Origin of the sequence: Campylobacter sp. CNRCH_2014_2452 (genome assembly GCF_025772865.1) — a bacterium.
GTDB classification, from domain to species: domain Bacteria; phylum Campylobacterota; class Campylobacteria; order Campylobacterales; family Campylobacteraceae; genus Campylobacter_D; species Campylobacter_D lari_D.
Map to the genome: position 1 here is coordinate 195,059 of NZ_JAKMSX010000001.1, position 24,617 is coordinate 219,675.

26 protein-coding genes and 1 pseudogene are annotated in these 24,617 nt (G+C 29.8%); 17 read left to right on the forward strand and 10 right to left on the reverse strand.

The features are described from left to right. The first annotated feature begins 14 nt into the window (after positions 1-14). From flgB to L8X38_RS08485, 5 genes are all read left to right on the forward strand, one after another. Positions 15-446: a flagellar basal body rod protein FlgB gene (gene flgB, locus L8X38_RS00975; protein WP_220566883.1), complete on the forward strand. Its 432-nt coding sequence runs from the start codon at positions 15-17 to the stop codon at positions 444-446. A gap of 10 nt (positions 447-456) precedes the next feature. After that, positions 457-951: a flagellar basal body rod protein FlgC gene (gene flgC / locus L8X38_RS00980; RefSeq protein ID WP_133318691.1), complete on the forward strand. Its 495-nt coding sequence runs from the start codon at positions 457-459 to the stop codon at positions 949-951. Between the two features lie 5 nt (positions 952-956). Beyond that, complete coding sequence (gene fliE / locus L8X38_RS00985; protein ID WP_133318690.1) at positions 957-1,253, forward strand: flagellar hook-basal body complex protein FliE; 297 nt, start codon at positions 957-959, stop codon at positions 1,251-1,253. A 3-nt stretch (positions 1,254-1,256) separates the two neighbouring features. Further along, entirely contained in the window at positions 1,257-3,065 is a 1,809-nt protein-coding gene (locus tag L8X38_RS00990) for a peptidoglycan D,D-transpeptidase FtsI family protein (protein ID WP_220566884.1), read from the forward strand. A 329-nt stretch (positions 3,066-3,394) separates the two neighbouring features. Continuing rightward, entirely contained in the window at positions 3,395-3,598 is a 204-nt protein-coding gene (locus L8X38_RS08485; protein ID WP_412175435.1) for a BspA family leucine-rich repeat surface protein, read from the forward strand. Here the strand turns inward: L8X38_RS08485 and hemH are convergent. Genes hemH through L8X38_RS01005 form a run of 3 tightly spaced genes read right to left on the reverse strand, consistent with a single transcriptional unit; the run spans position 3,593 to position 6,452 of the window. Then, positions 3,593-4,519, reverse strand: a complete 927-nt coding sequence (gene hemH / locus L8X38_RS00995) for a ferrochelatase (protein ID WP_263661025.1) — start codon at positions 4,517-4,519, stop codon at positions 3,593-3,595. The two genes, L8X38_RS08485 and hemH, sit on opposite strands and share 6 nt — an antisense overlap. A gap of 2 nt (positions 4,520-4,521) precedes the next feature. Further along, positions 4,522-5,379, reverse strand: a complete 858-nt coding sequence (locus tag L8X38_RS01000; RefSeq protein ID WP_263661026.1) for a Gfo/Idh/MocA family protein — start codon at positions 5,377-5,379, stop codon at positions 4,522-4,524. After that, positions 5,376-6,452 carry a DegT/DnrJ/EryC1/StrS family aminotransferase gene (locus tag L8X38_RS01005; protein WP_263661041.1) on the reverse strand — a complete coding sequence of 359 codons (1,077 nt, stop codon included), beginning with the start codon at positions 6,450-6,452 and terminating at the stop codon, positions 5,376-5,378. The genes L8X38_RS01000 and L8X38_RS01005 overlap by 4 nt, the downstream gene beginning before the upstream one ends. Before the next feature lie 108 nt (positions 6,453-6,560). Between L8X38_RS01005 and alaS the strand changes: the two genes are divergently transcribed. From alaS to L8X38_RS01035, 6 genes are all read left to right on the forward strand, one after another. Beyond that, a complete protein-coding gene (alaS, locus tag L8X38_RS01010; RefSeq protein ID WP_263661027.1) occupies positions 6,561-9,098 on the forward strand; it encodes an alanine--tRNA ligase in 2,538 nt (845 codons plus the stop codon). Then, positions 9,098-9,640: a septum formation inhibitor Maf gene (gene maf, locus L8X38_RS01015; protein ID WP_263661028.1), complete on the forward strand. Its 543-nt coding sequence runs from the start codon at positions 9,098-9,100 to the stop codon at positions 9,638-9,640. Before alaS ends, maf begins: the two co-directional genes overlap by 1 nt. After that, the gene (locus tag L8X38_RS01020; RefSeq protein WP_263661042.1) at positions 9,640-11,571 is read left to right on the forward strand and encodes a PBP1A family penicillin-binding protein; all 1,932 of its coding nucleotides are present in this window, start codon (positions 9,640-9,642) and stop codon (positions 11,569-11,571) included. Before maf ends, L8X38_RS01020 begins: the two co-directional genes overlap by 1 nt. An 84-nt stretch (positions 11,572-11,655) precedes the next feature. After that, positions 11,656-12,549 carry a protein-methionine-sulfoxide reductase catalytic subunit MsrP gene (gene msrP / locus L8X38_RS01025; RefSeq protein ID WP_263661029.1) on the forward strand — a complete coding sequence of 298 codons (894 nt, stop codon included), beginning with the start codon at positions 11,656-11,658 and terminating at the stop codon, positions 12,547-12,549. Further along, complete coding sequence (locus tag L8X38_RS01030) at positions 12,549-13,109, forward strand: sulfite oxidase heme-binding subunit YedZ (RefSeq protein ID WP_263661030.1); 561 nt, start codon at positions 12,549-12,551, stop codon at positions 13,107-13,109. Before msrP ends, L8X38_RS01030 begins: the two co-directional genes overlap by 1 nt. A 91-nt stretch (positions 13,110-13,200) precedes the next feature. After that, positions 13,201-15,096 (forward strand): NAD(P)/FAD-dependent oxidoreductase, encoded by a 1,896-nt coding sequence (locus tag L8X38_RS01035; protein WP_147575233.1) that lies wholly within the window; start codon positions 13,201-13,203, stop codon positions 15,094-15,096. Between the two features lie 33 nt (positions 15,097-15,129). On the opposite strand, the gene L8X38_RS01040 is transcribed toward L8X38_RS01035, so the two are convergent. The 3 genes from L8X38_RS01040 to L8X38_RS01050 are packed head-to-tail and all read right to left on the reverse strand — an operon-like array spanning position 15,130 to position 17,977. Continuing rightward, positions 15,130-17,250, reverse strand: a complete 2,121-nt coding sequence (locus tag L8X38_RS01040) for a heavy metal translocating P-type ATPase (protein ID WP_263661032.1) — start codon at positions 17,248-17,250, stop codon at positions 15,130-15,132. After that, positions 17,240-17,431: a cation transporter gene (locus L8X38_RS01045; protein WP_263661033.1), complete on the reverse strand. Its 192-nt coding sequence runs from the start codon at positions 17,429-17,431 to the stop codon at positions 17,240-17,242. The genes L8X38_RS01040 and L8X38_RS01045 overlap by 11 nt, the downstream gene beginning before the upstream one ends. Then, positions 17,432-17,977, reverse strand: a complete 546-nt coding sequence (locus L8X38_RS01050) for a GNAT family N-acetyltransferase (protein WP_263661034.1) — start codon at positions 17,975-17,977, stop codon at positions 17,432-17,434. Between the two features lie 80 nt (positions 17,978-18,057). On the opposite strand from L8X38_RS01050, the gene L8X38_RS01055 reads away from it, so the two are divergent. The 6 genes from L8X38_RS01055 (at position 18,058) to L8X38_RS01080 (ending at position 21,811) form a co-directional block, all read left to right on the forward strand. Beyond that, a complete protein-coding gene (locus L8X38_RS01055; protein WP_263659021.1) occupies positions 18,058-18,765 on the forward strand; it encodes a YebC/PmpR family DNA-binding transcriptional regulator in 708 nt (235 codons plus the stop codon). A gap of 11 nt (positions 18,766-18,776) precedes the next feature. Continuing rightward, entirely contained in the window at positions 18,777-19,259 is a 483-nt protein-coding gene (locus tag L8X38_RS01060) for a peptidylprolyl isomerase (RefSeq protein WP_133318677.1), read from the forward strand. A 48-nt stretch (positions 19,260-19,307) separates the two neighbouring features. Next, positions 19,308-19,736: a trehalose-6-phosphate synthase gene (locus L8X38_RS01065; protein WP_220566898.1), complete on the forward strand. Its 429-nt coding sequence runs from the start codon at positions 19,308-19,310 to the stop codon at positions 19,734-19,736. A 50-nt stretch (positions 19,737-19,786) separates the two neighbouring features. Further along, entirely contained in the window at positions 19,787-20,392 is a 606-nt protein-coding gene (locus L8X38_RS01070) for a DedA family protein (protein ID WP_263661035.1), read from the forward strand. Positions 20,393-20,519: 127 nt separating this feature from the next. Beyond that, positions 20,520-21,296 (forward strand): threonine/serine ThrE exporter family protein, encoded by a 777-nt coding sequence (locus tag L8X38_RS01075; RefSeq protein ID WP_263661036.1) that lies wholly within the window; start codon positions 20,520-20,522, stop codon positions 21,294-21,296. After that, positions 21,293-21,811: a threonine/serine exporter family protein gene (locus tag L8X38_RS01080; protein ID WP_133318673.1), complete on the forward strand. Its 519-nt coding sequence runs from the start codon at positions 21,293-21,295 to the stop codon at positions 21,809-21,811. Before L8X38_RS01075 ends, L8X38_RS01080 begins: the two co-directional genes overlap by 4 nt. Here L8X38_RS01080 and argS read toward each other — a convergent pair. From argS to L8X38_RS01100, 4 genes and pseudogenes are all read right to left on the reverse strand, one after another. Continuing rightward, entirely contained in the window at positions 21,808-23,406 is a 1,599-nt protein-coding gene (gene argS, locus L8X38_RS01085) for an arginine--tRNA ligase (RefSeq protein ID WP_412175437.1), read from the reverse strand. The genes L8X38_RS01080 and argS overlap by 4 nt on opposite strands. Before the next feature lie 6 nt (positions 23,407-23,412). Continuing rightward, the gene (locus L8X38_RS01090; RefSeq protein WP_133318671.1) at positions 23,413-23,652 is read right to left on the reverse strand and encodes a twin-arginine translocase TatA/TatE family subunit; all 240 of its coding nucleotides are present in this window, start codon (positions 23,650-23,652) and stop codon (positions 23,413-23,415) included. A gap of 1 nt (position 23,653) precedes the next feature. After that, a complete protein-coding gene (gmk, locus tag L8X38_RS01095; protein ID WP_263661038.1) occupies positions 23,654-24,268 on the reverse strand; it encodes a guanylate kinase in 615 nt (204 codons plus the stop codon). Next, positions 24,265-24,617: pseudogene (locus L8X38_RS01100) on the reverse strand (highly acidic protein); the annotation flags it as partial. The gene gmk and the pseudogene L8X38_RS01100, both read right to left, overlap by 4 nt.

The following is a 24,617-nucleotide window of genomic DNA, read 5'->3' on the forward strand; positions in this document are numbered from 1 at the left end:
TTAAAGGAAAAATTATGATAAGCCCTTTTAAGTCAAAAGAACTTATTGTTGATGCTTTAGCAGGAAGAAACCTAAGAAGTCAAATGATTAATTCTAACCTTGCAAATGTTGATACTCCTTTTTATAAAGCAAGAGATATAGAATTTGAAACTGCTTTAGTTAATAGAGCAAATGAAATTTTCAAAAGAAAAGATACTAAAGAGCTTGAATTAGCAAGCACAAATACAAATCATCAAAAACCTTGGAAATTTCCAGATCCTAATAAATCAACTATTTATTTAAGAGATGGACATTTGGCAAGAAATGACGCAAATACAGTAGATCTTGATGTAGAAACTACTGAAATGAGCAAAAATACTATGATGATTTCTGCTTTAGATGGTGTTTTAAGAAGACAAAGTAATATTTTTTCAACCATCATAGAAACAAGCTCTAAATTAGGCTAGGAGAAAAATAATGGCTTATTTAAGTGATTTTGATATTAGTGGATATGGACTTAGTGCTCAACGCTTTAGAATGAATGTAATTAGCTCAAATATAGCTAATGCTAATACTACTAGAACAGCAGAAGGTGGTCCATATAGAAGAAGAGAAGTGATTTTCAAAGCAACTGATTTTAACGAATTGCTAAACAAGCAAATAGCTAAAGATAATAATTTTTTAGAATATGAAAATCCTTTAAACGATCCTGCTTCACAAAAAGATGCAAAACCTGCTATAATGAGCGTAGTAGTTGATAAAGTTGTAAGAGATGATAAAGATTTTCGTATGAAATTTGACCCATCTCATCCAGATGCGAATGAACAAGGTTATGTTGCTTATCCAAATATAAATCCTGTTATTGAAATGGCCGATTTAATAGAAGCAACAAGAGCTTATCAAGCTAATGTAAGTGCCTTTACTAGCACCAAAACTATAGCACAAAGTGCGATAGATTTACTAAGAGGTTAAAATAAATGAACACTATTAATGGTATAAATCAATTTAACAATGTTAATAACAAAAACAATAATAACAACACAAGCAACATAGGAGATGAGTTTTCGAGTTTATTAAAAAATTCCATCAACGATCTTAATAAAACTCAAGAAACCGCCGAAGCTGCTATGGTAGACATTGCAACAGGTGAAGTCAAAGACTTACATCAAGCTGCAATTGCGATTAGCAAAGCTGAATCAAGTATGAAATTTATGCTTGAAGTTAGAAATAAGGCTATAAACGCATATAAAGAAATTTCAAGAACTCAAATTTAATATATGCTTTCAAATACCATTAGAAATAGGGTTTCAAAAGTAGCTTTTGCTTTTTGTATGGCTCTGTTTTTTATGGCCTTATTTTTACTTTCTACTTTTTTTCTAACCTCAAAACGCCATATACCAAACACTCAAAAAGAACAATATTTTTCCGCTCTTAGAGGTAATATCATCACAAGCGATAATTTTACCGTAACTTCTAGTAGGCAAATTTATAGAGCTGAAATTGATCTAAGGAGCTTAAATCCCGATAAAAAGGATTTGTTTTTAACTCTTTTTCAAATTTATAGTGGCGCAAGTGATGAACAAATGCAAGATATAAAAAAAAGAATGCTTGCAAAGAAAAAAAGAAGTTATAATTTTATTTTACTCCAAGATATTAACTCAAAAGACGCAAGTTATTTAAAAGAACTAGCTAAAAAACTTTATACTCAAGGTTTTTTTAAATCTTTCACAAATAATAATGGCAGAGTGGAGACAAGAGGGCTTGATATTATAGAACATAAAGAAGATCGTGTATATATGCCAAAAGATTCACTTACTCCAATCATAGGCTACACAAGAACCTATATGGATGAGCAAAGTGAAATTTTTAAAAATGTCGGCATAAAAGGTTTGGAAAAATACTATAATGAATGTTTAAATCCTTTGCAAAATGCTAAAATTCAAGGTTTAAGAGATATAGGTGGTAATATCATCTTGAATTTGCATTCTTATGAACAACGCAAAATAGATGGTTGTAATTTATACTTAAATATTTCCTTAAAACTTCAAAAAGGTTTAGAAAAAGCTATCGATAAAAGAAATGAAGATCTAAAAGCCAATGAAATTATAGTTGCCATCATGGAAAGTAAAAGCGGAAAAATTCTAGCACTTGCTAGCTCAAGAAGATACGATCCGCAAAATCGCGGAAAAGATCTATCTGTGCTCAATGCAAGCGCCATAGAATATGGCTATGAAGCAGGATCTGTTATAAAACCTTTTATATTTACCACTGCATTAATGCTTGATAAAATCAAAGTTGATGAAATCATTGATACTCAAGGTGGACAATACAAACTTGGTCGTTTTACTATACGTGATGATCACAAAAAAAATAAAATGAGCATGGAAGAAGTTATTACTTACTCTTCAAATGTCGGTATGATTAAAATTGCCCAAAGATTAAGTAATCTTGAAATCATCTCAGGGCTTAGAATTTTTCGTTTTGGAGAAAAAAGCGGTATTGATCTTCCTTATGAGCAAAAAGGAGAAATACCAAATCCAAAAAGATTAAGAGAAGTTGAAAAATCTGTATTAAGTTATGGTTATGGCTTGAAAACAACTTTTATACAACTTTTAGCTGCTTATAATGTATTTAACAATGATGGAATTTACATCACCCCGCAAATTGCAAATAAAATTTATCAAGATGGGCGTTTAATAAAACTTGATGATGAAGTTAAAAAAGAAAAAATTCTTTCAAGCAAAGCTGCCAAAGAAATGCAGCAAATTTTAATTAATGTTATAGAAAAAGGAACCGGTAAAAAAGCACGAACTCAAGGTATCATTATAGGTGGAAAAACGGGTACAGCTAGGATTGCTGAAAGAAAAGGCTATACTTCAAATCGCTATAATGCCTCGTTTTTTGGCTTTGCAAATGATGAGAAAAATACCTATACCATTGGAGTTTTAGTAAGACATCCTACCAAAGCTTATAGTTATTATGCCGCACAAAGTGCTTTACCTATGTTTAAAGATACAGTAAATCTTTTGATTAAAGAAAGTTATTTAAAACCAATAGAAAACAAAAACAATGACATTAAAAAATAAAATTACAATAATAATCTTTTTTTATATTGATTTTTTGTTTCGCTTATTTAAAACATTGAGTTTTATTATTTATAACTTTACTTGTGTTTTTAGCCATATTATATTAACTCAAACTGCAATCAAAAAAGATAATCCACAAACCAAAAACAAAAGAAACTCTTAAATATTTGATACTATCAGATATTCCGCTTAAAAATATAAATACAAGCAATGTTGACAATATTGAAGGAGTGTTTTTAGGATATAAAATCCAACAAGCTCTAAATAACTACAACAAAAAAGCTTAAAAATTCATTGCTGGGATGTTTCAAATGTATTATGGATGGAATATGCATTTTTTTGTGAATCTATTTTCAAAATTCCTTTTTTCAAAAACTCCAAAATTTAATCAAGATTTAAACAATTGGAATATTGATAGTGTTATAAGCGCACAAAATATGTTTAGTGGATGTATAAATTTCAATCAAAAACTATCAAACTGGAATTTAGAAAATATCCCGAGAAAAAATATATGTTTTTTAATACCGCTATAAAACATTAATATAAAAACTATATTTTACTTGATTTAAAATAAACTCTATAAACTCATCACTATCATTAGGACATTTAATAAGCTCATAATCGCTTTTTGCTAAGTGCCTATATTCAACTCCAAGCTCAAAAATTGTTTCAGAGCAATCTATACAAAAAGATATAGGATAAATCAAAGCTTTTTGATCTAAACTTTCTAAAATATCACTTGTGTTAGGCTCAAGCCATTTAACTGGACCTAGTTTTGATTGATATGATAAAATGATTTGGTCAAATTTATTTTTAAGTTTTCCTTTTAAAATATCCACATGCTCTTGCACATGTTTTTCATACAAATCACCTTTTTTAATCACTGAAAGCGGTAAAGAATGCGCAGAAAAAATCAAAGTTTTATAATCGTATTCTCTTTTTTTTTCTAAAATATGCTTTATAATCATTTCATTATAAAGTTCATCTTTATAAAAAACATCAATGATTTTTACATTAACTTGGTTTTGGATATTTCTTAGCTCATTTTCCACTACTTCTAAAGAACTAGTTACAGTGGTTTTAGAATGATGGGGATATAAAGGAAATAAAATAATTTCGTCATTTTGCTTAAAATCATATTTTGAAAAAACCTCATTTGCAAAAGGTGGTACATAAAGACTAATAAAATCGAATTTATATTCTCTAGTTTTAGAATTTAATTTATCACATAAACTTTGTGTGATTTGAGTAAGTGGGGATTTCCCACCCATTTTTTCATAGTTTTGTTTCATAGCTTTTAATCTTGATTTTCTTATCATAAAGGCTACAAATTTTCTTAAAAAAACATTTTTTATCCCTAAAATATAAGGATCATTAAACATATTTTTTAAAAAAACTTCACACTCGTCAAGTTTATTAACCCCGCCCATATTTAAAAAAAAGACATATTTCACTATCAAACACCTTCTAAAATTTCTTGTACCCTCAAAGCATCTTCAATGCTAGCCAAATTTTCACAAACCCCATTTTGTAAAAACTCAAAAAAAGCCTCATGCTCAGCATATAAAGGAGAATTTTTATATAAATTTGGAATTTTTTGCATATTAATAAAAAGTTCAAAATTTTTAAGATCAAGTTCATAAGTATGTTTTTTACCTAAAAGTGTGATCTTTCTTATAATGCATTGTCCATTCCAACTATCATGGATATTTGCTAAAATATTTTCCAATTTTAAACCTATCATTACCTCATCTTCAAATTTATCATGATGAAAGCTTTTATAAATATTTGCTTTTAAAATTTGTTCTTGACTTAAAAATCTAACTAAGTCAATATCATGCACACTAAGATCACTTAAAACACCCACATCATTTATTCTTTGTGGATAAGGAGAAATTCTTTGTATGTTAATACTTATAATATCATCTTCTAAAAGTTTTTCTTTTAAAGTTAAAATAGCCGGATTAAATCTCTCACAAAAGCCCACCCCTACTCTGACTTTATTTTCTCTAGCTTTTTGCTCTAAAATTAAAATTTCATCTACATTTAATGCCAAAGGCTTTTCTATTAAAACATTTTTTATTTTAGGAAAAACCTTTAAAGCTATATCTAAATGCGTATGAGTAGGCGTAGCAATGATAACGCCATCAAGATTTTGTGCTAAAAAATCATCAAAATTTTTATGAAAAAAGTGTTTAAATTTATCTTTACAGAAAGGATCATAAAGATGAATTTCTTTTACTTTTAAATTACGCTCGAGTTCTCTTAAATGGTTTTTACCCATTTTACCAAGGCCTATAAGCCCTATTTTCATTTAAAAGCCTCAATCACTCTAATTTGGTGTTCTTCTTTTAAAAACGCACTCATAGGTAAGGATAAAATTTCATCACTTAATAGCTCTGTATTTGGCAAATCACCTTTTTTATAAGCAAGATAATCGAAAGCTTCTTGCAAATGAAGCCCCAAAGGATAATGCACCGCAGTAGGTATACCTTGCTCTTGTAATTTTTGCATGAATTTTTCTCTATTCTTTACACGCACGCTATATTGAGCCCAAGCACTCACAAAATCATCTTTTCTTGGCGGTAAAATACAATTTTTTAAATTTTCATCATAAACTTTTGCTATTACTTCTCTTTTTTTAATCTCTTCATCTAAGTATTTTAATTTCACATTTAAAACAGCCGCTTGGATGGTATCAAGCCTTCCATTAATACCGATGTATTTATGCTTATATCTTTGCACTTGTCCATGATTTAAATAAATTTTTATTTTTTGCGCTAATTCATCATCTTGGGTAAAAATCGCCCCGCCATCTCCATAAGCACCTAAAGGCTTAGACGGAAAAAAACTCGTGCAAGATATATCAGCTATAGCACATGATTTTATACCCTTTTGACTAGCTCCAAAACTTTGCGCACTATCTTCTATCAAAGCAATGTTTTGACTTTTACAAAGTTCTTTTAAAGCAAATATATCAGGCATAAGCCCAAAAATACTCACAGCAATTACAGCTTTAGTTTTAGGCGTGATAGCGCTTTGAACTTTTTCTAAGCTAAGATTATAATCTTTAAAATCAATATCTACAAAAACAGGCTTAGCACCGATTAGAGCAACCATTTCAGCCGTAGCTATAAAGGTAAAACTTGGCACTATTACCTCATCATCCCTACCCACACCCAAAGCCATCAAGGCTAAAAATAACGCGCTTGTACCACTTGAACAGCCTATTGCATGTTTAACACCTACATATTTAGCCAAATTGTTTTCAAATTCTTCTAATTTTGTACCACCTATAAAAGAGGTGCTTTGTAAAACTTCACCAATAGCCTCATCGATTTCATTTTTATAAGCATTATATTGAGCATTTAAGTCTATAAAAGGAATTTTCATTATATTAACCTTATAAATTTAAAATCATGATTATAAGATAGTTTTACTTAATTTAAAGTATTTTTGGTATTATTTTAAGTAAAAAACTAGCTAGGAAAATCTATGGATATAAGAAAAGAATATTTAGAATTTTTTAAATCAAAAGGACACGAAATCACTCCTTCAAGCCCTTTGGTGCCTGATGATGCAACTTTACTTTTTACTAATGCAGGTATGGTACCTTTTAAAAGCATATTTACCGGAGAAGTACCACGCCCTAATCCTCCGCGTAAAACAAGCTGTCAAACTTGTATAAGAGCCGGTGGAAAACATAATGACTTAGACAATGTAGGCTATACGGCAAGACATCATACTTTCTTTGAAATGCTTGGGAATTTTAGTTTTGGAGATTATTTTAAAGAACAAGCCATTGCTTATGCTTGGGAATTCGTAACTGAAGTTTTAAAATTACCTAAAGAAAAATTATATGTAACCGTTCATGAAAGTGATGATGAAGCATATGAGCTTTGGCAAAAGCATATAGAAAAAGAAAGAATTTATAAATTTGGCGATAAAGATAATTTCTGGCAAATGGGCGATACTGGACCATGCGGGCCTTGTAGTGAAATTTTTTATGATCAAGGCGCTGAGCATTTTAATTCTAGTGAAGATTATATGGGTGGAGATGGAGATAGGTTCTTAGAAATTTGGAACCTAGTTTTTATGCAGTATGAAAGAAGTGCAGATGGAACGCTTACTCCATTACCAAAACCAAGTATTGATACAGGCATGGGGCTTGAAAGAGTTAGTGCTATAAAAGAAGGAAAATTTAGTAATTTTGATAGTTCTTTGTTTATGCCTATTATTGAGAGTATTGCAAAACTTTGCGGTAAAACTTATACTTATGAAAGCGGAGCTAGTTATAGAGTAATTGCTGATCATATAAGATCAAGTGTATTTTTACTTGCTCAAGGAGTTGGGTTTGATAAAGAAGGCAGGGGCTATGTTTTAAGAAGAATTATGCGTCGTGCCTTAAGACATGGATATTTGTTAGGTCTTAAAAGAGCTTTTATGTATGAGCTTGTAGATGTAGTTTGTGAGTTAATGGGTGGGCATTATACTTACTTAAATGAAAAAAAAGAATTTATTAAAGAACAAATCAAACTAGAAGAAGAAAGATTTTTAAGCACTATTGAAAATGGTATAGAAATTTTTAACGAAGAACTTAAAAAAACTAAAGATATTTTTAGTGGTAAAGTAGCTTTTAAACTTTATGATACTTATGGTTTTCCGCTTGATTTAACCCAAGATATGCTAAGAGAAAAAAATCTTAGTATAGATGAGGCTAAATTTAATGAGCTTATGCAAGAACAAAAAGATAGAGCTAAGGCTTCTTGGAAAGGAAGTGGGGATAAAGCAGTTAGCGGGGACTTTAAAGTTTTATTAGAAAAATTTGGTAAAAATGCTTTTAGTGGCTATGAAAATTATGAAGAAAAAACTAAAATCATGGCTATTTTGGATGAAAATTTTAAAATCATAACCGAAACTAAGGCAGGAGATATAGCGTGGTTAATGCTTGAAAAAACTCCATTTTACGCAACAAGTGGAGGGCAAAGTGCTGATATAGGTTTTATCAATGAAAATGAGGTTTTAGATACACAAAAATTCTTTGATATTAATCTTAGTCAAGTGAAATTAAAACAAGATCTTAAAACAAACGATGAAGTGTTAGCTTGCATAGATACTAAAAAAAGAGAACAAATTGCTAGACATCATAGTGCGACACATTTATTACACCATGCTTTAAGAGAAATTCTTGGCTCACACATTAGCCAAGCAGGCTCTTTAGTAGAACACAATAAATTAAGATTTGACTTTACTCATCCAAAAGCTCTAAATAAAGAAGAATTAAAGCAAATAGAAGCTTTAGTAAACACTTACATCATACAAGCAAATGAAGCTAAAATTGAAATTTTAGCTTTAGATGAAGCTAAAAAAAGCGGTGCAATAGCTTTATTTAGTGAAAAATATCAAGAAAAAGTAAGAGTTTTAACCCTAGGAGCTAGCAAAGAGCTTTGCGGTGGTACTCATGTGAAAAATAGCTCTGAAATAGGAAGTTTTTACATCATCAAAGAAAGTGGTGTTAGTGCTGGGGTTAGAAGGATAGAAGCGGTGGTAAGTAAAGCTGCACTTGATTATGTTAGTGAAAATTTAAAAGAGCTTAATCAAGCCAAAGAAGAATTAAAAACTCAAGATATTTTAGGCTATGTAGCAAAATTAAAAAATGAAATAGTCAGTTTAAAAAATGAATTAAAAAATTCAAACAAAACAGAATTAAACTCTAAAGAACTAAATGGCATTCAATATTGTGTACAAAAAATAGATAGTGGTGATATAAAAACTATGATAGATGAGTTTAAAAATAAATTTAACAAAGCTGTAATTTTACTTTTACAAGAAAAAAAAGGTAAGATTATCATAGCAGCAGGTGTTAAAGACGCTTCATTAAAAGCTGGCGTTTTAGTAAAAGAAATTGCACAAATACTTGGTGGAAACGGTGGCGGTAGAGATGATTTTGCAACAGCTGGCGGTAAAGATACAAGTAAAATAGAACAAGCACTTGATCATGCTAGAAAAATCATAGAAGAAAGTCTTGCTTAATGCTTTATTTAGCTTCAAGTTCGCCTTCACGCGTTGCTTTATTAAAAGAAGCAAATATCGCTTTTGAGCAAATTATTATCGATTATGATGAGAGTTTAATAAAAAAAGATAATCCAAGCTCTTATGTGCAAAAAATTGTTTTAGAAAAAGAAAGACAATTTTTTACAAAATATCCTGACTTAAAAAATGTTTTATTTGCTGATAGTATAGTTTGTACTCAAAATATCATTCTTACTAAAGCTAAAAGCGACAATGAGGCTTTTAATATGCTCAATTTGCAAAGTGGCAAAAGCATTAGCGTTTTAAGCGCGATGATTTTAGTTTTAGAAGATAAAAAGATTTCTAATCTTAGCAAGTGTGATTTGATTTTGGATAAATTTGATTTAAAAGATATGCAAGAATACATTGATTCAAAACTTTATCAAGGTAAAGCCGGTGCTGTGATGTGTGAGGGATTTCATAAAAAATATATTAAAAAAATCATAGGCCATCAAAGTACAGCACTAGGGCTTAATATAGAACTTTTGAAAGCATTTTTATGATAAAAATTTTAAAAATATTTCTTTCTTTTTGTATAGTATGTATGGTTGGAGTTTTTATATTTATTGCATATTTGTTTTCTGATTCTGATTTAAATCAATACACCTTTAAAGATTACAAACCGCCTCTTACAACACAAATTTTTGATAAAAATGGAAAATTAGTTGCAAATGTTTTCGAGCAACACCGCTTTTATGCTCCTTACGAAGAACTTCCACCAAGACTTATAGAAGCTTTGGTAGCCATTGAAGATACTAGCTTTTTTGAACATGGTGGGGTTAATATAGATGCAATTTTTAGAGCAGCTATTAAAATCATAAGAAGCGGTGGAAAAACTATGGAAGGAGCTTCCACTCTTACTCAACAATTCATAAAAAATACAGAATTAACTCCTGAGCGTACTTTGAGCAGAAAGCTAAAAGAAGCTTTGCTTGCATATAAGATAGAAAATACTTTAACTAAAGAGCAAATTTTAGAAAGATATTTAAATTTCATCTTCTTTGGACATGGATATTATGGAGTAAAAACTGCTGCGCTTGGGTATTTTAGAAAAAATTTAGATGAGCTTAGCTTAAAAGAAATTGCCATTTTAGTAGGTATGCCAAAGGCTCCAAGTACTTATGATCCTACCAGACATTTAGATCTTTCTTTAGCTAGAGCAAACAGCGTAGTACAAAGGATGTATAATCTTGGTTGGATTTCTAAAGAAGAGTATGAAAATGCCTTAAAAGAAATTCCAAAAGTATATGATGATACCTTAACGCAAAATGCAGCTCCTTATGTTACTCAAGAAGTTTTAAAACAACTAAGTGGGATTAAAGACTTAAAAAGTGGTGGCTATAAAATAGAGCTTGCCATTGATCTTGATGTGCAAAATATTGCAAGAGAAGCCTTAAAATTTGGCTATGATGAAATAGTTAAAAGAGATAAAGATGCAAATTTAAGCACACTCAATGGAGCTATGATAGTAGCAAATCATCAAAATGGAGACATTTTAGCCTTAATTGGTGGAGTAAATTACACAAAAAGTAATTTCAACCGCGCTACTCAAAGCTTAAGACAACCAGGGAGTTCTTTTAAGCCTTTCTTATATCAAATTGCCATTGACATGGGCTATTCTCCTATGAGTAAGGTTGCTGATATTTCAAGAATTTTTGAAAGTACTAAAAAAGATGAGAAAGATTGGAAACCTAAAAATTATGGTGGAAAATTTCTAGGACTCATAAGTTTAAAAGAAGCGCTAACTGGCTCAAGAAACCTAGCTACCATAAATTTAGCTCTTGCCCTAGGACTTGATGTAATCCACGATAAGCTTCAATTTATGGGCTTTGAAAACATACCAGTTGATTTATCTATAGTTTTGGGTAGCTTTGGAATTTCCATTTATGATTATGCTAAACTTTACACGGTATTTGGAAACTATGGTGTGCAAAAAGACTTATTACTCATTAAAAGAGTAATCGATAAAAATGGTAAAATAGTAGTAGAATTTAATTCCGGAGAAAGAAAAATCAGCGAACCTGAACAAGCCTTTTTAGTCAATGATATGATGCAAAATGTTGTAAAAAAAGGCACTGGGCGTAATGCTAGAGTAGAAGGGATTGAAATAGCTGGAAAAACAGGCACTTCAAATAAAAGCATTGATGCGTGGTTTTGTGGCTTAACTCCTGAAATAGAAGCTATCATTTGGTATGGAAATGATGATAATAAGCCTATGAAACAAATAGAAGGTGGGGCAAGAACTGCTGCGCCGGTTTTTAAAGAATTTTTAACAAAATACTTAGAACTTTATCCTGATAGCGCTAGAAAATTTATCATCCCAAAAGGGGTTTATCAAGGAATTTATGAAAAACAAAGAGAGTACTACACCAATACTTCTCCATTTCCAAAAAACAACCCTGCTCTATCTGAAAATAATGAGGTAATTTTTTAAAAATATTTTTTATAAAATAATAAAAATTATCCTTCTATTTTCCTTTATATGTTTTAATATCACAAAATATATAAAGGATGCTTCATGAATATCACAAACGAACAATTATATAACAAAAGACGCCATTTTTTAAAACTAGGTGCTGGAGCTTTAGTTAGTTCAGCTTTAGTTCAATCTGAATTAATGGCATTAAATTTCTTTCCTGATCCTAACAATGAAAAATTAAATTTAAGTGAAGAAAAAATTGCAACTAATTATGTTAATTTTTATGAATTTTCTACTGATAAAAAAAGAGCTGTTGAGCTTGCAAAAAATTTCAACACAAATGGTTGGAAAATAGAAGTTAGCGGGGAAGTTGAAGAACCTTTGACTTTAACTATGCAAGATTTATTGGCTTTTCCATTAGAAGAGAGAATTTATAGATTTCGCTGTGTTGAAACTTGGTCCATGGTGGTGCCTTGGGTTGGTTTTGAATTGCGTGCTTTAATAGAAAAATGTAAAGTTAAAAGTGAGGCTAAATTTATAAAATTTACCACTCTTTTTGATAAAAATCAATTTGCTGATCAAGCCTCATTTTTTCCAACTCTTGATTATCCTTATGTAGAGGGCTTAAGATTAGATGAGGCTATGCACCCACTAGCACTTATGGCTGTGGGCATGTATAAAAAGCCTTTATTAGGACAAAATGGAGCACCAATTCGCCTTGTAGTTCCATGGAAGTATGGTTTTAAAAGTATAAAATCTATTGTAAAAATAGAATTTACCAAAGAACAACCTAAAAGCACATGGGAGCTAGCAAACCCAAGAGAGTATGGATTTTATGCTAATGTTAATCCAAATGTTTCCCACCCTAGATGGTCTCAAGCAAATGAGCGTCCTTTGGGAGAATTTTTTACAAAGCCTACGCAAATATTTAACGGATATGAAAAAGAAGTGGCACATTTGTATAAAGATATGGATTTAAAGGTTAATTTTTAATGAGTAAAAAAAACTGCAATATCATAGCATTTTTATTTTTTATTTTAAGTATATTTTATAGTTTCTATCAAATTAAACAAGAATTTGATATTGTAAAATCTATTTATTTTTATAGTGGTGTATTTGGCTTAATCTTTTTTGGATTAAGCCTATTTTTTTCACTTTTAAAGTATAAACACACAAAAGATTACCCTAAATTTTTAGGTTTTTATGCATTTTTTTGGGCTATAGTGCATTTTATAAATTATTTTGCTTTTGGAAAAAATTTAAATTTTATAATTTTTTTAAAAGATACTTTTAATAAAAATTTAGAATTTAGTGGCTTTATAACATTTTTTCTGCTAACTTTAATGTTTATTAGTTCTTTTAAGTTTTTTAATAAACTCATAAAAATAAGAAAATTAGCTTATATTTGTTTTTTAATAGCATCTTGGCATTATTTTTTATCTGCAAAAATTCCACAAATATCACATATTTTAGCTCTGAGTATAGCTGTGTTGTTTTTACTCACTAAAATATGGAAAAATTATAAAAAGAGAAAAAAAGTAACCTCATTTTAAATTTTCACAAAACAGCAAAAGACATTAAGCATAATAATATAAATATTTTTTTAAAATAAGACTTGATATATCTTAATTTTAAGGAAAAATAATGCAAAGACGAGATTTTTTAAACGGAATGGCTTTGACTATACTTGCGGGAATGACTCCATTGCAAGTTCTTTATGGTAAAGAAGCTAAAATAGAAGATTTCACTAAAGAATACTACCCACCAAAATGGCTTGGATTAAGAGGTAGTAATAATGCAAGTTATGAATTTGCTCATATGTTAAGAGATGGTGAAAAATTTGATTTTAGCGCTATTAAACCAAAACAAGAATATGATTTAGTTGTAGTTGGAGCAGGTATTAGCGGTTTAGCAGCAGCCTGTTTTTATCAAAATAAATTTGGCAAAGATAAAAAAATTTTAATTCTTGACAACCATGATGACTTTGGTGGACATGCTAGAAGGAATGAAATACAATTAGAAGATGGAACTATTTTAAGCTATGGTGGTAGTGAAACTTTTCAATCTCCAAATGCTTTGTTCTCAAAAGAAGTAATAGACTTATTAAATTCTTTAGGAATTGACATTGATGAATTAGCAAAACGCTTTGATGTAAATTTCTATCCTGATTTAAAACTAAGTAGAGGGGTGTATTTTTCTAAAACTGAATTTGGAGTAGATAAAATAGTAAGTGGCAATCCTAGAAAAGTAATTTGTGATGATATACCAGAAGGTAGACACAATGGTAGAAGCGTTGAAGCTTTTATCGGTGATTTTCCATTAAACGAAAAAGACAAAAAAGATTTAATTGCTTTATTTAAAAGCGAAAAAGACTACTTAAAAGGCATGAATAAGCAACAAAGAGATGAATATGTTGCAAAAACAAGCTATAAAAAATTCTTAGAAGAAAAAGTTAAACTTTCTCCACAAGCTGTAAAATTCTTTGAAGGTATGACAGATGACTTTTTGGCTTTAGGAATTGATGCTGTTTCTTGTGAAGACGCTAGAGCTTCTTTTTTACCTGGTTTTGATAAACTTGGTCTTGATCCTATAGAAGGAGAGGCATTAGCTGAAATGGAAGAGCCATACATTCACCATTGTGCTGATGGCAATGCTACAGTTGCTAGATTAATGGTTAGAAGATTAATTCCTGAAGTATCTAAAAAGGGTAAAGATATGGATGAAGTTACTTTGGCTCATTTTGATTATTCTAAACTTGATTTAGCTAAGAATAAAGTTCGCTTAAGATTAAATAGCACTGTTATAAATGTAGAAAACACAAAAGATGGAGCTTTAGTAACTTATGTTAATAAAGGCAAAAATTACAGAGTAAAAGCTAAAAAAGTAGTTATGGCAAACTATAATAGCATGATCCCTTACATCATTCCAACTCTTCCTCAAGAACAAAAAGATGCTTTAAGTAAAAATGTAAAAACTTCACTTTTGCATACAAATGTTATTATAAGCAACTGGGAACCTTTTATAAAACTTGGCGTTCATGAAATTTATTCTCCAAAAATGCCTTATGCTAGAACCAAGCTTGATTATCCTGTGGATATGGGAGGATACCACCACCCAAGAGATCCTAAAAAACCAATTTGCGTTCATATGGTATGTTCACCTTTAGTGTTTGCTTCTATGCAAGGAATTGATCTTGAGGGAATGGATGCAAGAGATAGAGCTAGAGTAGGTAGAAATTTATTATTTACTATGAGTTTTGAAGAACACGAAAAAATTATCCGCGATCAACTTCAAGGTATGTTGGGTTCTGCTGGATTTAATCACGAAAGAGATATAAAAGCTATAGTTGTAAATCGCTGGGGACACTGCTATTCATATACAGAGAATAGTCTTTTTGATGATAGCGAAGAAGCACAAAAAACAATAGAACTTGCAAGAAAACCTTTTGGAAACATTACCATAGCTAATTCAGATTCTGATTGGGATGCTTATATGCATGCTGCTATTGATCAAGCATATCGCGCTGTTAATGAATTATAAAATTTAAACTCCATTTTTGGAGTTTAAATTAATTTAGCGTAGTCTTATTGAATTTAAAACAACCATTATAGAACTAAAACACATTGCTAAAGCTGCCAAATGCGGACTAAGACTTATAAATGACACAAGACCTGCCGCAATGGGAATACATAAAGCATTATAAACAAAAGCCCAAAAAAGATTAAGTTTGATGATATTTTTAGTTCTTTGAGAAAGCTCAAAACAATAAGCTATTAAAGATAAATCATCTTTTATCAAAATCAAATCTCCGCTTTTTTTAGCAAGCTCACTTGCTTTAGAAAAACTTATGCTTGCGCTAGCTAAATTTAAAGCAGGAGCATCATTGATACCATCTCCTATAAAAAGAACTTTTTCTTTTTTGATTTTTTCTTTTATGAAATCAAGTTTTTGCTCAGGTTTTAAATCAGAATAATATTCATCAACATTAAGTTCATTTGCTATTTTAGTAACACTTTTTTTATTATCACCACTTAAAATAATACTTTTTATACCTTTTTGTTTTAAATTTGCTATCAAATTTTTAGCTTCGTTTTTAAGTTCATTTTTTAAACAAACCCCACCAAGACAAATATTATTTTTTGCAAAATACAAACATATAGGTGCTTGATCTTCAAATTCTTGCAAAAATTGCTTGCTTTTTTGTATATCAACACTATTTTCAAGCATTAATTTTTCATTGCCTATTAAATATTTATCATCATTTTCCTCATAAAGCAAACCACTACCCACTAAAACACTTAATTTTCCTTGTAAATTTAAATTTACATTCAATTTTTTAGTAAAAGCCTTTGCGATTGGATGTGAGCTTAAATTTTCAATTTGCGTGAGTTTTTGAAAATTTTCTTGAGTTAGATCATGCTTATAAACACTTAAATCATCTTGACTTAAAGTGCCTGTTTTATCAAAAATAGCAAGTTTTATACTAGCTAAATTCTCTAATACCGCTGGATTTTTTACTAAGATAAAATTTCTTGCACCATTTGCTAAAGCACTAACTATGGCTATAGGGGTTGCTAAGCCCAAAGCGCAAGGACAAGAGATTAAAAGAGTGGCACAAGCATGTAAAAATGCTGCGTTGACTCCTTCTTTAAAATACCAAAAAACAAACACAAAAAGCGATAAAACAATAATACAAGCTACAAAATAAGCTGAAATTTTATTAGCTAAATTTGCTAAAGGTGTTTTGATATTGCCTGCTTTAAAAACAAGATCTTTAATTTGTTCTAATGAGCTTTCAATCGCCTTTTTACTAGCTTTAATCTTTAAGCTTCCATTAATCAACACACTTCCTGCTAGAATTTCATCATTTTGCTTTTTCAAAAGTGGTAAAAATTCTCCTGTTAAAAAACTCACATCAACCTCAGCCTCGCCTGCTATAATCACCCCATCAACAACAACGCTTTCACCCTCTTTTACTAAAATCACATCATTTTCTTTTACAAAAGCACTAGGTATGCTTTTTATACTTGCATCTTCTAAGATTATATTAGCTTTTTTAATATCTATATTTTTTAGTTTGTTTTGATATTCTAAGGATTTAAATTTAGCCTTTTCTTCTAAGTATTTACCTAATAATACAAAGCTTACAATCATCGCTCCGCCACTAAAATACAAATAACCATCTTTACTAAATACCTCAAAATACACAAAAAAAGAATATATAAAAGAAGTAAAAGCACCTAAGGATATCAAGGTATTCATATCTAAATTTTTATGTTTTAATCCTTTAAGAGCGTGGATAAAAAAACCTTTTCCACAATAAAAAATCGCTACCATAGATAAAAACATTTGAATTAAAGCAGAAACATTTCCTTGAACAAACATTTCAAAATACATCACAATAGAGCTTAAAATTATACTCATAATAAGCTTTGTTTTCATATTTTTAAGCTCTTTGAGTTTAAATTCGTATAAATTTTGCTCTTCTTGTAATATTTCAAAACCCAAAGCCTTAATTTTTTCTTTGATCTTTGCTTCTAAAGATAAATCTTTAAGCAAAAACACTCCACTAGAATTGACATAAGAAACACTTACATCTTCTACCCCATCAATTTTTGCACAAACTTTTTCTATAGCATTAGAGCAATTAACACAGGTCATATTGCCTATTTTTAGCTTTAACTCATGCTTCATCTGTCTCAAAACCTAAATCTTGCAATTGTTTTTTAAACTCTTCAACTTGCTCTACTTTTAAATCAATCTCTATGCTTTTATTTTCAACACTTATTTGCATAGCACCAAATTCATCTTCCAATGAAGCTTTGATTAAATTTACACAACTTTGACAATTAATATTTTTAGTTTTTATAATCATTTATTCTCCTTTTTCTCTGTATTCATATTTATGAGTGTGAAAAATTTTATTTTTTATAAATTTAAAACCCATTTTTTCATAAAGCATTTTTGCATTTATATTTTCATCTTCTACGATTAATGAAAGCTTTTTGCCATTTTTCAAAGCTTCATTGAAGGCATATTCAATCAATTTCTTAGCAATACCTTTCCCTCTTGCCTTTTCATCCACGCAAATACTATCTAAATAAAACTCATTATCACATTCTTTTAAAACTTTTTCATTAATTCCTAAAAATTCTAAATGCTCATTTAAAGGTTTATCTAGCTCATCTGCCAAAGCCCCATCATAAAAACAAATCACACCTAAAATTTCATTATCTTCTTCATAAACATATATATTTTCATAGCTTAAACGATTATTTTCTTGAGTGAAGAAATTTTCTAAAACCTCTATGGCTTTTTGATGATCATTATAGCCACTAAGTTTATATATAAAATGATCCATTGCCAAAGCAAGCAATTGTATACATTTTTTAACATCATCTTTCCTAGATTTTCTGATCACTCTTTTGCTCCTTTAAAATCAAATTTAGACTTCTTAGTTTATACTTTTAACTTTAAAACAATATAAGAAAGAGAGAATTTATGGGAAGAGCGTTTGAATATCGCAGAGCCTCTAAAGAAGCAAGATGGGATAAAATGAGCAAACTTTTTCCAAAACTTGCAAAGGCTATACAAGTAGCAGCAAAAGAAGGCGGAGCTGATCCTGATATGAATCCAAAGCTTCGTAGTGCCATAGCTACTGCAAAAGCTAATAATATGCCAAAAGACAATATCGATGCAGCTATTAAAAGAGCAAGTGGAAAAGATAGTGCTGATATTAAAAATATCCACTATGAGGGAAAAGCAGCACATGGAGCTTTAATCATTGTTGAGTGTATGAGTGACAATCCTACACGCACAGTGGCTAATGTAAAAGCAATTTTTAGCAAAAATGGTGGAGAAATTTTACAAAATGGCTCTTTAACTTTTATGTTTTCACATAAAGCTGTTTTTCATCTTGAAAAATATGATGGAGATTTAGAAGAACTTGAACTTGAACTCATTGATGCAGGACTTGAAGAACTTGAACAAAATGAAGAAGAATTACTAATTATAGGTGATTACACTGCTTTTGGTGAACTTAGTAACGCCATAGAAAAAAAAGACTTAGTGCTTAAAAAAGCAGGACTTGAATATCTTGCTAATAACCCCGTAAGCTTTAGCGAAGAGCAACTTCTTGATATTGAAAAATTGCTTGATAAATTAGAAGATGATGATGATGTACAAGCAGTTTATACCAACATAGAATAGGAGCAAAAAAAATGCTTAAAAAAATCGACATAAAAGATGCAAAAAAATACAATTTTGCTATCATTAGCACCGAAAAAGGTGATATGAAATTAGAATTATTTCCCGATGAAGCACCACAAACTGTGTGTAATTTTGCCAACTTAGCCAATGAAGGTTTTTATGATGAGCTTGTTTTTCACCGCGTGATTCCAAATTTTGTAATACAAGGTGGCTGCCCTTATGGTATAGGTTCAGGTGGCCCTGGTTATGAGATAGAATGTGAATGTGACGATCAAAAACACAAGCACTTAAGAGGTAGCTTATCTATGGCTCATGCCGGTAGAGATACAGGTGGTTCACAATTTTTTATTTGTCACAGCCCACAACCTCATTTAGATGGAGTGCATACTATCTTTGGACAAATCAATCCTGAAGACAAAGAAAGTTTAGAAGTACTAGATAGCATTAGAGCAGGAGATAAAATCAAAACTATCCAAATTTTAGAAAAACTTTAATTTTACATCTCCTTAAAATTGTGCTATGATTTTTTAAGGAGATTAGTTGTGCATTTTATTTTTATTTGTATTCATCTTATCTGTGCTATATTTTTTATAGCCTATGTATTTTTTGATGTTTGTGTTTATTGCTTTGCTTATAAACACGAAAGCAAAGAAGATTGCGATAAAATTAAAAAAGCCTATACCAAGTCAAGTATTTTTATTTTTGCTAGTATTTTTATCTTACTTTTATTGAGTGGTTTTTATCTTTTAAGTTTTTATGAATTTAATTCTTTTTGGGATTTTTTTGCAAGCAATTTTGGAGTATTTTTATTTATCAAGCTTTTGCTACTAATAACAATGTTAGCTTTAACTTGTTATTCTTTGTTTTTTATAAAAATTTTAAAAAGAAAAGATCCTTTAAAATCTCACTTGATTGCATTGATTTTATGCATTTTAATAGTCATTTGTGCAAAAGCCATGCTATATTTTTAAAACATTAAAACTAAATTTATATCATTAGTTTAAAAAATTAAAGGGTGTTTATGCTTGGTGATATTATAGATTTTTTACTTACTCTTGCAAAAGATTGGGGTTATTGGGGGATTATCTTTCTTATGTTTATAGAAAGCTCCTTTTTTCCTTTTCCTAGTGAAGTAGTGATGATACCTGCTGGATATTTAGCTCATCAAAACGAACTTAACTTTTGGCTATGTCTACTTTGTGGGACTTTTGGAGCTCTTTTGGGTGCTTTATTAAATTATTACTTATGTTATTTTTTAGGGCGTAATGTTATTTTAAAAATATGTAAATATTTTGGAGTTAATGAAACAAAATTTGCTCAGTTTGAAGCCTTTTTCAATAAACATGGTGAAATATCAACATTTAGTGGTAGATTAATCCCTGGATTGCGTCAATACATTTCTTTACCTGCTGGACTTGCAAGAATGAATTTGAAAAAATTTATATTTTATACTAGTTTAGGAGCTGGAATTTGGTGTTTAATTTTACTTATATTAGGTTATATTTTAGGTAAAAATGAAGACTTACTTAAAGAATATCTACATTTTGTTATTATTGCTTGTATTATTTTTATAAGTATGCTTTTAGCTATTTATATTTATATACAAAAAAAGAAAAATCGCACTTAATTTTTTTTAACTTCCTTAAATTACCTAGTGCATATATTTTTAATATTTTTACAAAAATATTTTAAATTTATAAGATTTTATATTTTAATTTTGATAAAATCTTTAAAAACTATTTTAAAGAATATTTATGCAAAAACCATCAATTCAAAATTTAACTAATTTTTTAATCGAATATATTAGCGTTTTTCTAAGTGCAGGAACTTACACAGCAAGAGTAGCAAAATGCGTTGGAAGGATAGCTAATGCGTATGGTTATGAAATTAATATGAATTTTTTCTTTCATCATACTACGCTAAATATTTTTGATAAAGATGACAATTCTATACAAAGAACCTACATCATACCTAACAAACACAATCATATTAATTTTAAACTTATTTTAGAACTTAGTGCATTAAGTTGGCAAATTCATGATCATAAATATAACCTAGAAGAAGCCAAAATTTCTCTTTTAAAACTCAAACAAACCAAAAGAAATCCTTTTTTAGCTAATTTATTTTTAGTTTCAGCAGCAAATTCGGCCTTTTGTAAGCTATTTGGGGGAGATTTTTATGGATGTTTATTTGTATTTTTAGCTACTTTGGCGGGTTTTAGTTTGAGAGTTTTACTCACTAGAATAAAAATTGATTTAAGAATTCAATATATTTTTTGCTCTTTTTTATCTTCTTTTATTGTGTTTTTTGGAGTGGATTTAAAGCTTATACAAGAAGCAAATATTGCTTTGGGTTCTAGTATCTTGTATTTAATACCTGGAGTTTATTTTATAAACTCAATTATAGATATTTTAAAAGATCACATACTTATGGGTTTTAGTCGTATTATTAGTGTGGCGATATTGGTATGCTGTATTGCTATTGGAATTTATACCACTCTTAGCATTAGTGACTTTGGAATTTTAAGATGATTGATTATTCTTCTATACTTTGGGATATGTTTTTTGCAGCTTTAACAGGATTTGGTTTTGCTTATGTGTGCAATCCACCCTTTAAAACACTCATACTCTCAGCCATATTGGCTGCCATAGCACATGGTATGCGTTTTACTCTAATGGGGTATTTTGGCTTTCAAACTTTAGCTATTGCGACCTTTATAGCTTCTTTTAGCATAGGTTGTCTTGGTTTGTTTTTGGCTAAGATTTTTAAAACACCTGCTGAAATTATAGCTTTTCCCGCTCTTATCCCTATGATACCCGGAATTTACGCATACAAAGCTATATTGTATTTGATTTCTTTTATACGCTCAGAGGATATTGGCGAAAAAACTAATTTTTTGATTCATTTTTTTGATTATTTCTTTACAACACTTTCGGTAACATTAGCTCTAGCAGTAGGAGTAAGCATAACCTTGCTTTTATTTTTTGAACAAAGCTTTATGATGACAAGAAGTATTAAAAAAAGCAAAAATCACGATCAAAATTAATCGTGATTCATTTTATTCTTTGCCTCTATTCCCATGAGTGCAAAAGCTGTTTTAATACTCAAGGCACATATGGCAAAAAGTTTTAAAAGCTCATCTTCATTGCTTGAGCCAACAACTTTATTTTCATTATAAAATTTATGAAATAAAGAGGCTAAATTTTTTAAATAATCAGGAATTTTTTGCAAGGCTCTTGATTCGAATGCATCATTAAGTACTGCTTTTAAATTTAAGCTTTCAAACAAAAGATTCATACCATCTTCATTTAAACTCTCAAATTTAGCATATATAACATCATTTACACTCTTACCTGCTTTGGCAAATACTTGATGAATTCTCGCATGAGCATAATTAATATAATACACAGGATTAGAGCTGTCTTCTTTTTTAAACTCATCTACATCAAATTCCAAATGCGTATCACATTTTTTACTGATAAAAATATATCTTAGCACATCACTACCAAGTTCTTCTAAAACATCACCCATTAAAATGAAATTTCCTGCTCTTTTACTCATCTTATAAGGCTCGCCATTTTTTAAGAGTGAAACCATTTGTGCTAAGATAATTTCAAGATTTTGACTATCATGACCTAAAAATTCCATAGCAGCTTTCATTCTAGCTATATAGCCGTGATGATCAGCCCCCCATATATTGATACACTTATCATAACCACGACTCATTTTATCTTTATGATAAACTATATCAGCAGCTAGATAAGTTCCTCTTCCATCATCTTTAATAATCACACGATCTTTTTCATCACCTTTAGCACTTGATGTAAGCCATATTTTACCATCTTGCTCATAAGTACCACCATGCTCTTTTAAGACTTTTAAAGTATTTTCTAATTCACTATAATAGCTTGTTTCACTCACATAAGTATCAATAAATATCTTAGCATCGGCTAAATTTTGCTTAATAATTTTTAGCATTTTATCCTTAGCCCAAAGCGCTAATTGTGGAATATTTCCTTCTATAAAAAAATCTTTTTCAAATTCAGCAAAAGCCTCTTTTGCCACATCTATGATATATTCACCTTTATAATACTCATCAGGATATTGAACTTGCTCTTTTAGGCAATGTTCTTTTACTGCAAGCAATATAGAAAGACCTAAAAGATAAATTTGATTACCCGCATCATTAACATAATATTCTGTATCAAATTTATATCCTAAATGTCTAGCAACCCTAGTTAAAGTATCACCAAAAATAGCCCCTCTAGCATGCCCTATGTGTAAAGGTCCTGTTGGATTTGCACTAACATATTCAAGTAAAAAACTCTGCTCTTTTTTTTCATCTTTTGCAAAATTTTCACTATCACTCAAAGCTTGCGTAGCCAAAGAATTTAAAAAAGCCTTTGAAAGCTTAAAATTTACATAACCATTTAAAGCCTCTACACTTTCAAAACAATCACAATCTTTTAACTTAGCAACAATATCATTAGCAATTATTACAGGGTTTTGCCTTAATTCTTTAGCTAAAGAAAAAGCCAAAGGTGTAGCAAAATGGGCTAGATTTTTATTTTTAGGATTTTCTAAGATAAAATCTCTTCCTAGTTTCTCTTTAATTTCTTTATAAACTAAAGTTTTCAACATATCGCCTTAAGCTTTTTTTGTTTCTTCATTATTTTCTTTTACCAGCACATCTTTCTCGTTGATTTTTTCAATTTTTTGTGCATCTTCTTGAACGATTTTTTTATCATCATCAGTATTCATTTCATCTTTAAAAGTTTTAATACCTTTTCCTAAACCTTTAGCAAGCTCTGGAATTTTTTTAGCACCAAAAAGTAATACTACAATAAGTAATATGATTAACCATTGGGTTCCACTTGGCATATGCATTTTATTCTCCTTTATTCCATTGAATTTGAATTTGTTTTAAATCATGTTTTGCACTTTTTAATTTTGAAGCTTCAAAAACTGCTTCTAATTCCCTATAACTTTTTTCTAGATCATCATTTATGATTAAAAAATCATATCGATCCAAATAAGTCATTTCATCACTAGCATTTTCTAATCTTTTGCTAATATCTTCTATTTTATCAGTATTTCGCTTAAGCAATCTTTTTTCAAGTTCTTTTTTGTTTTTGGTTGTAATAAAAACAGAGGTAATATATTCAGGCATTTTTTCTTTAGCTATGCAAAAACCTTGTACATCAATATCAAAAACGACACTTTTACCCTCTTGTAATGCTTTTTTTACAGGGATTAACGAAGTACCATAGTAATTTTTATGCACCAAAGCCCATTCTAAAAAATCGCCTTTTTCTATACCTTGTTTAAATTCTTCTTCGCTGATAAAAAAATAATCTACTCCATTTTTTTCATTTTCTCTAGGAGCTCTTGTTGTACTTGAAATAGAAAAATAAATATTATCTTTTTCTTTAAAAAGCCTTTGAAGCAAGGTGCTCTTCCCTGCTCCACTTGGTCCTGAGATGATTAAAATTTGACCACTCAATGTTTATCCTCATCAAAGCTTATATTAATGTTTATATTCATTTTCATGCCTTTTAAGGCTGCTTTTAAAGTATCATCAGTAATACTTGAAGTAATGGTTTGAGCTATACTCTTACTAAGCTCATTTACCATTTCATCTTCTTGTAAATTTTCTATTTTTTCTTGAGTGCTTAATCTATTTTCTTCTTTCTTTTCTACAATAGCTGGAGCAAGCTCTTCGCCTAAAGCCAACATAATATCATTTTCATTTAAATTTGCAAACTCATCTTGTGTATCGTCTAAAATTTCGCTCATATTTTCCTCTATATTTTCCTCTATATTTTCCTCTATATTTTCCTCTATATTTTCCT

Coding starts and splice junctions, on each gene's coding strand:
- msrP (WP_263661029.1), top strand. CDS start 11,656: ATGAATATCACAAACGAACAATTATATAACAAAAGACGCCATTTTTTA.
- fliE (WP_133318690.1), top strand. CDS start 957: ATGAACACTATTAATGGTATAAATCAATTTAACAATGTTAATAACAAA.
- L8X38_RS01045 (WP_263661033.1), bottom strand. CDS start 17,431: ATGATTATAAAAACTAAAAATATTAATTGTCAAAGTTGTGTAAATTTA.
- L8X38_RS01070 (WP_263661035.1), top strand. CDS start 19,787: ATGCTTGGTGATATTATAGATTTTTTACTTACTCTTGCAAAAGATTGG.
- L8X38_RS01060 (WP_133318677.1), top strand. CDS start 18,777: ATGCTTAAAAAAATCGACATAAAAGATGCAAAAAAATACAATTTTGCT.
- flgC (WP_133318691.1), top strand. CDS start 457: ATGGCTTATTTAAGTGATTTTGATATTAGTGGATATGGACTTAGTGCT.
- maf (WP_263661028.1), top strand. CDS start 9,098: ATGCTTTATTTAGCTTCAAGTTCGCCTTCACGCGTTGCTTTATTAAAA.
- L8X38_RS01030 (WP_263661030.1), top strand. CDS start 12,549: ATGAGTAAAAAAAACTGCAATATCATAGCATTTTTATTTTTTATTTTA.
- L8X38_RS08485 (WP_412175435.1), top strand. CDS start 3,395: ATGCATTTTTTTGTGAATCTATTTTCAAAATTCCTTTTTTCAAAAACT.
- L8X38_RS01035 (WP_147575233.1), top strand. CDS start 13,201: ATGCAAAGACGAGATTTTTTAAACGGAATGGCTTTGACTATACTTGCG.
- L8X38_RS01055 (WP_263659021.1), top strand. CDS start 18,058: ATGGGAAGAGCGTTTGAATATCGCAGAGCCTCTAAAGAAGCAAGATGG.
- L8X38_RS01040 (WP_263661032.1), bottom strand. CDS start 17,250: ATGAAGCATGAGTTAAAGCTAAAAATAGGCAATATGACCTGTGTTAAT.
- argS (WP_412175437.1), bottom strand. CDS start 23,406: ATGTTGAAAACTTTAGTTTATAAAGAAATTAAAGAGAAACTAGGAAGA.
- L8X38_RS01080 (WP_133318673.1), top strand. CDS start 21,293: ATGATTGATTATTCTTCTATACTTTGGGATATGTTTTTTGCAGCTTTA.
- L8X38_RS01000 (WP_263661026.1), bottom strand. CDS start 5,379: ATGAAAATAGGGCTTATAGGCCTTGGTAAAATGGGTAAAAACCATTTA.
- L8X38_RS00990 (WP_220566884.1), top strand. CDS start 1,257: ATGCTTTCAAATACCATTAGAAATAGGGTTTCAAAAGTAGCTTTTGCT.
- L8X38_RS01090 (WP_133318671.1), bottom strand. CDS start 23,652: ATGCATATGCCAAGTGGAACCCAATGGTTAATCATATTACTTATTGTA.
- alaS (WP_263661027.1), top strand. CDS start 6,561: ATGGATATAAGAAAAGAATATTTAGAATTTTTTAAATCAAAAGGACAC.
- flgB (WP_220566883.1), top strand. CDS start 15: ATGATAAGCCCTTTTAAGTCAAAAGAACTTATTGTTGATGCTTTAGCA.
- L8X38_RS01075 (WP_263661036.1), top strand. CDS start 20,520: ATGCAAAAACCATCAATTCAAAATTTAACTAATTTTTTAATCGAATAT.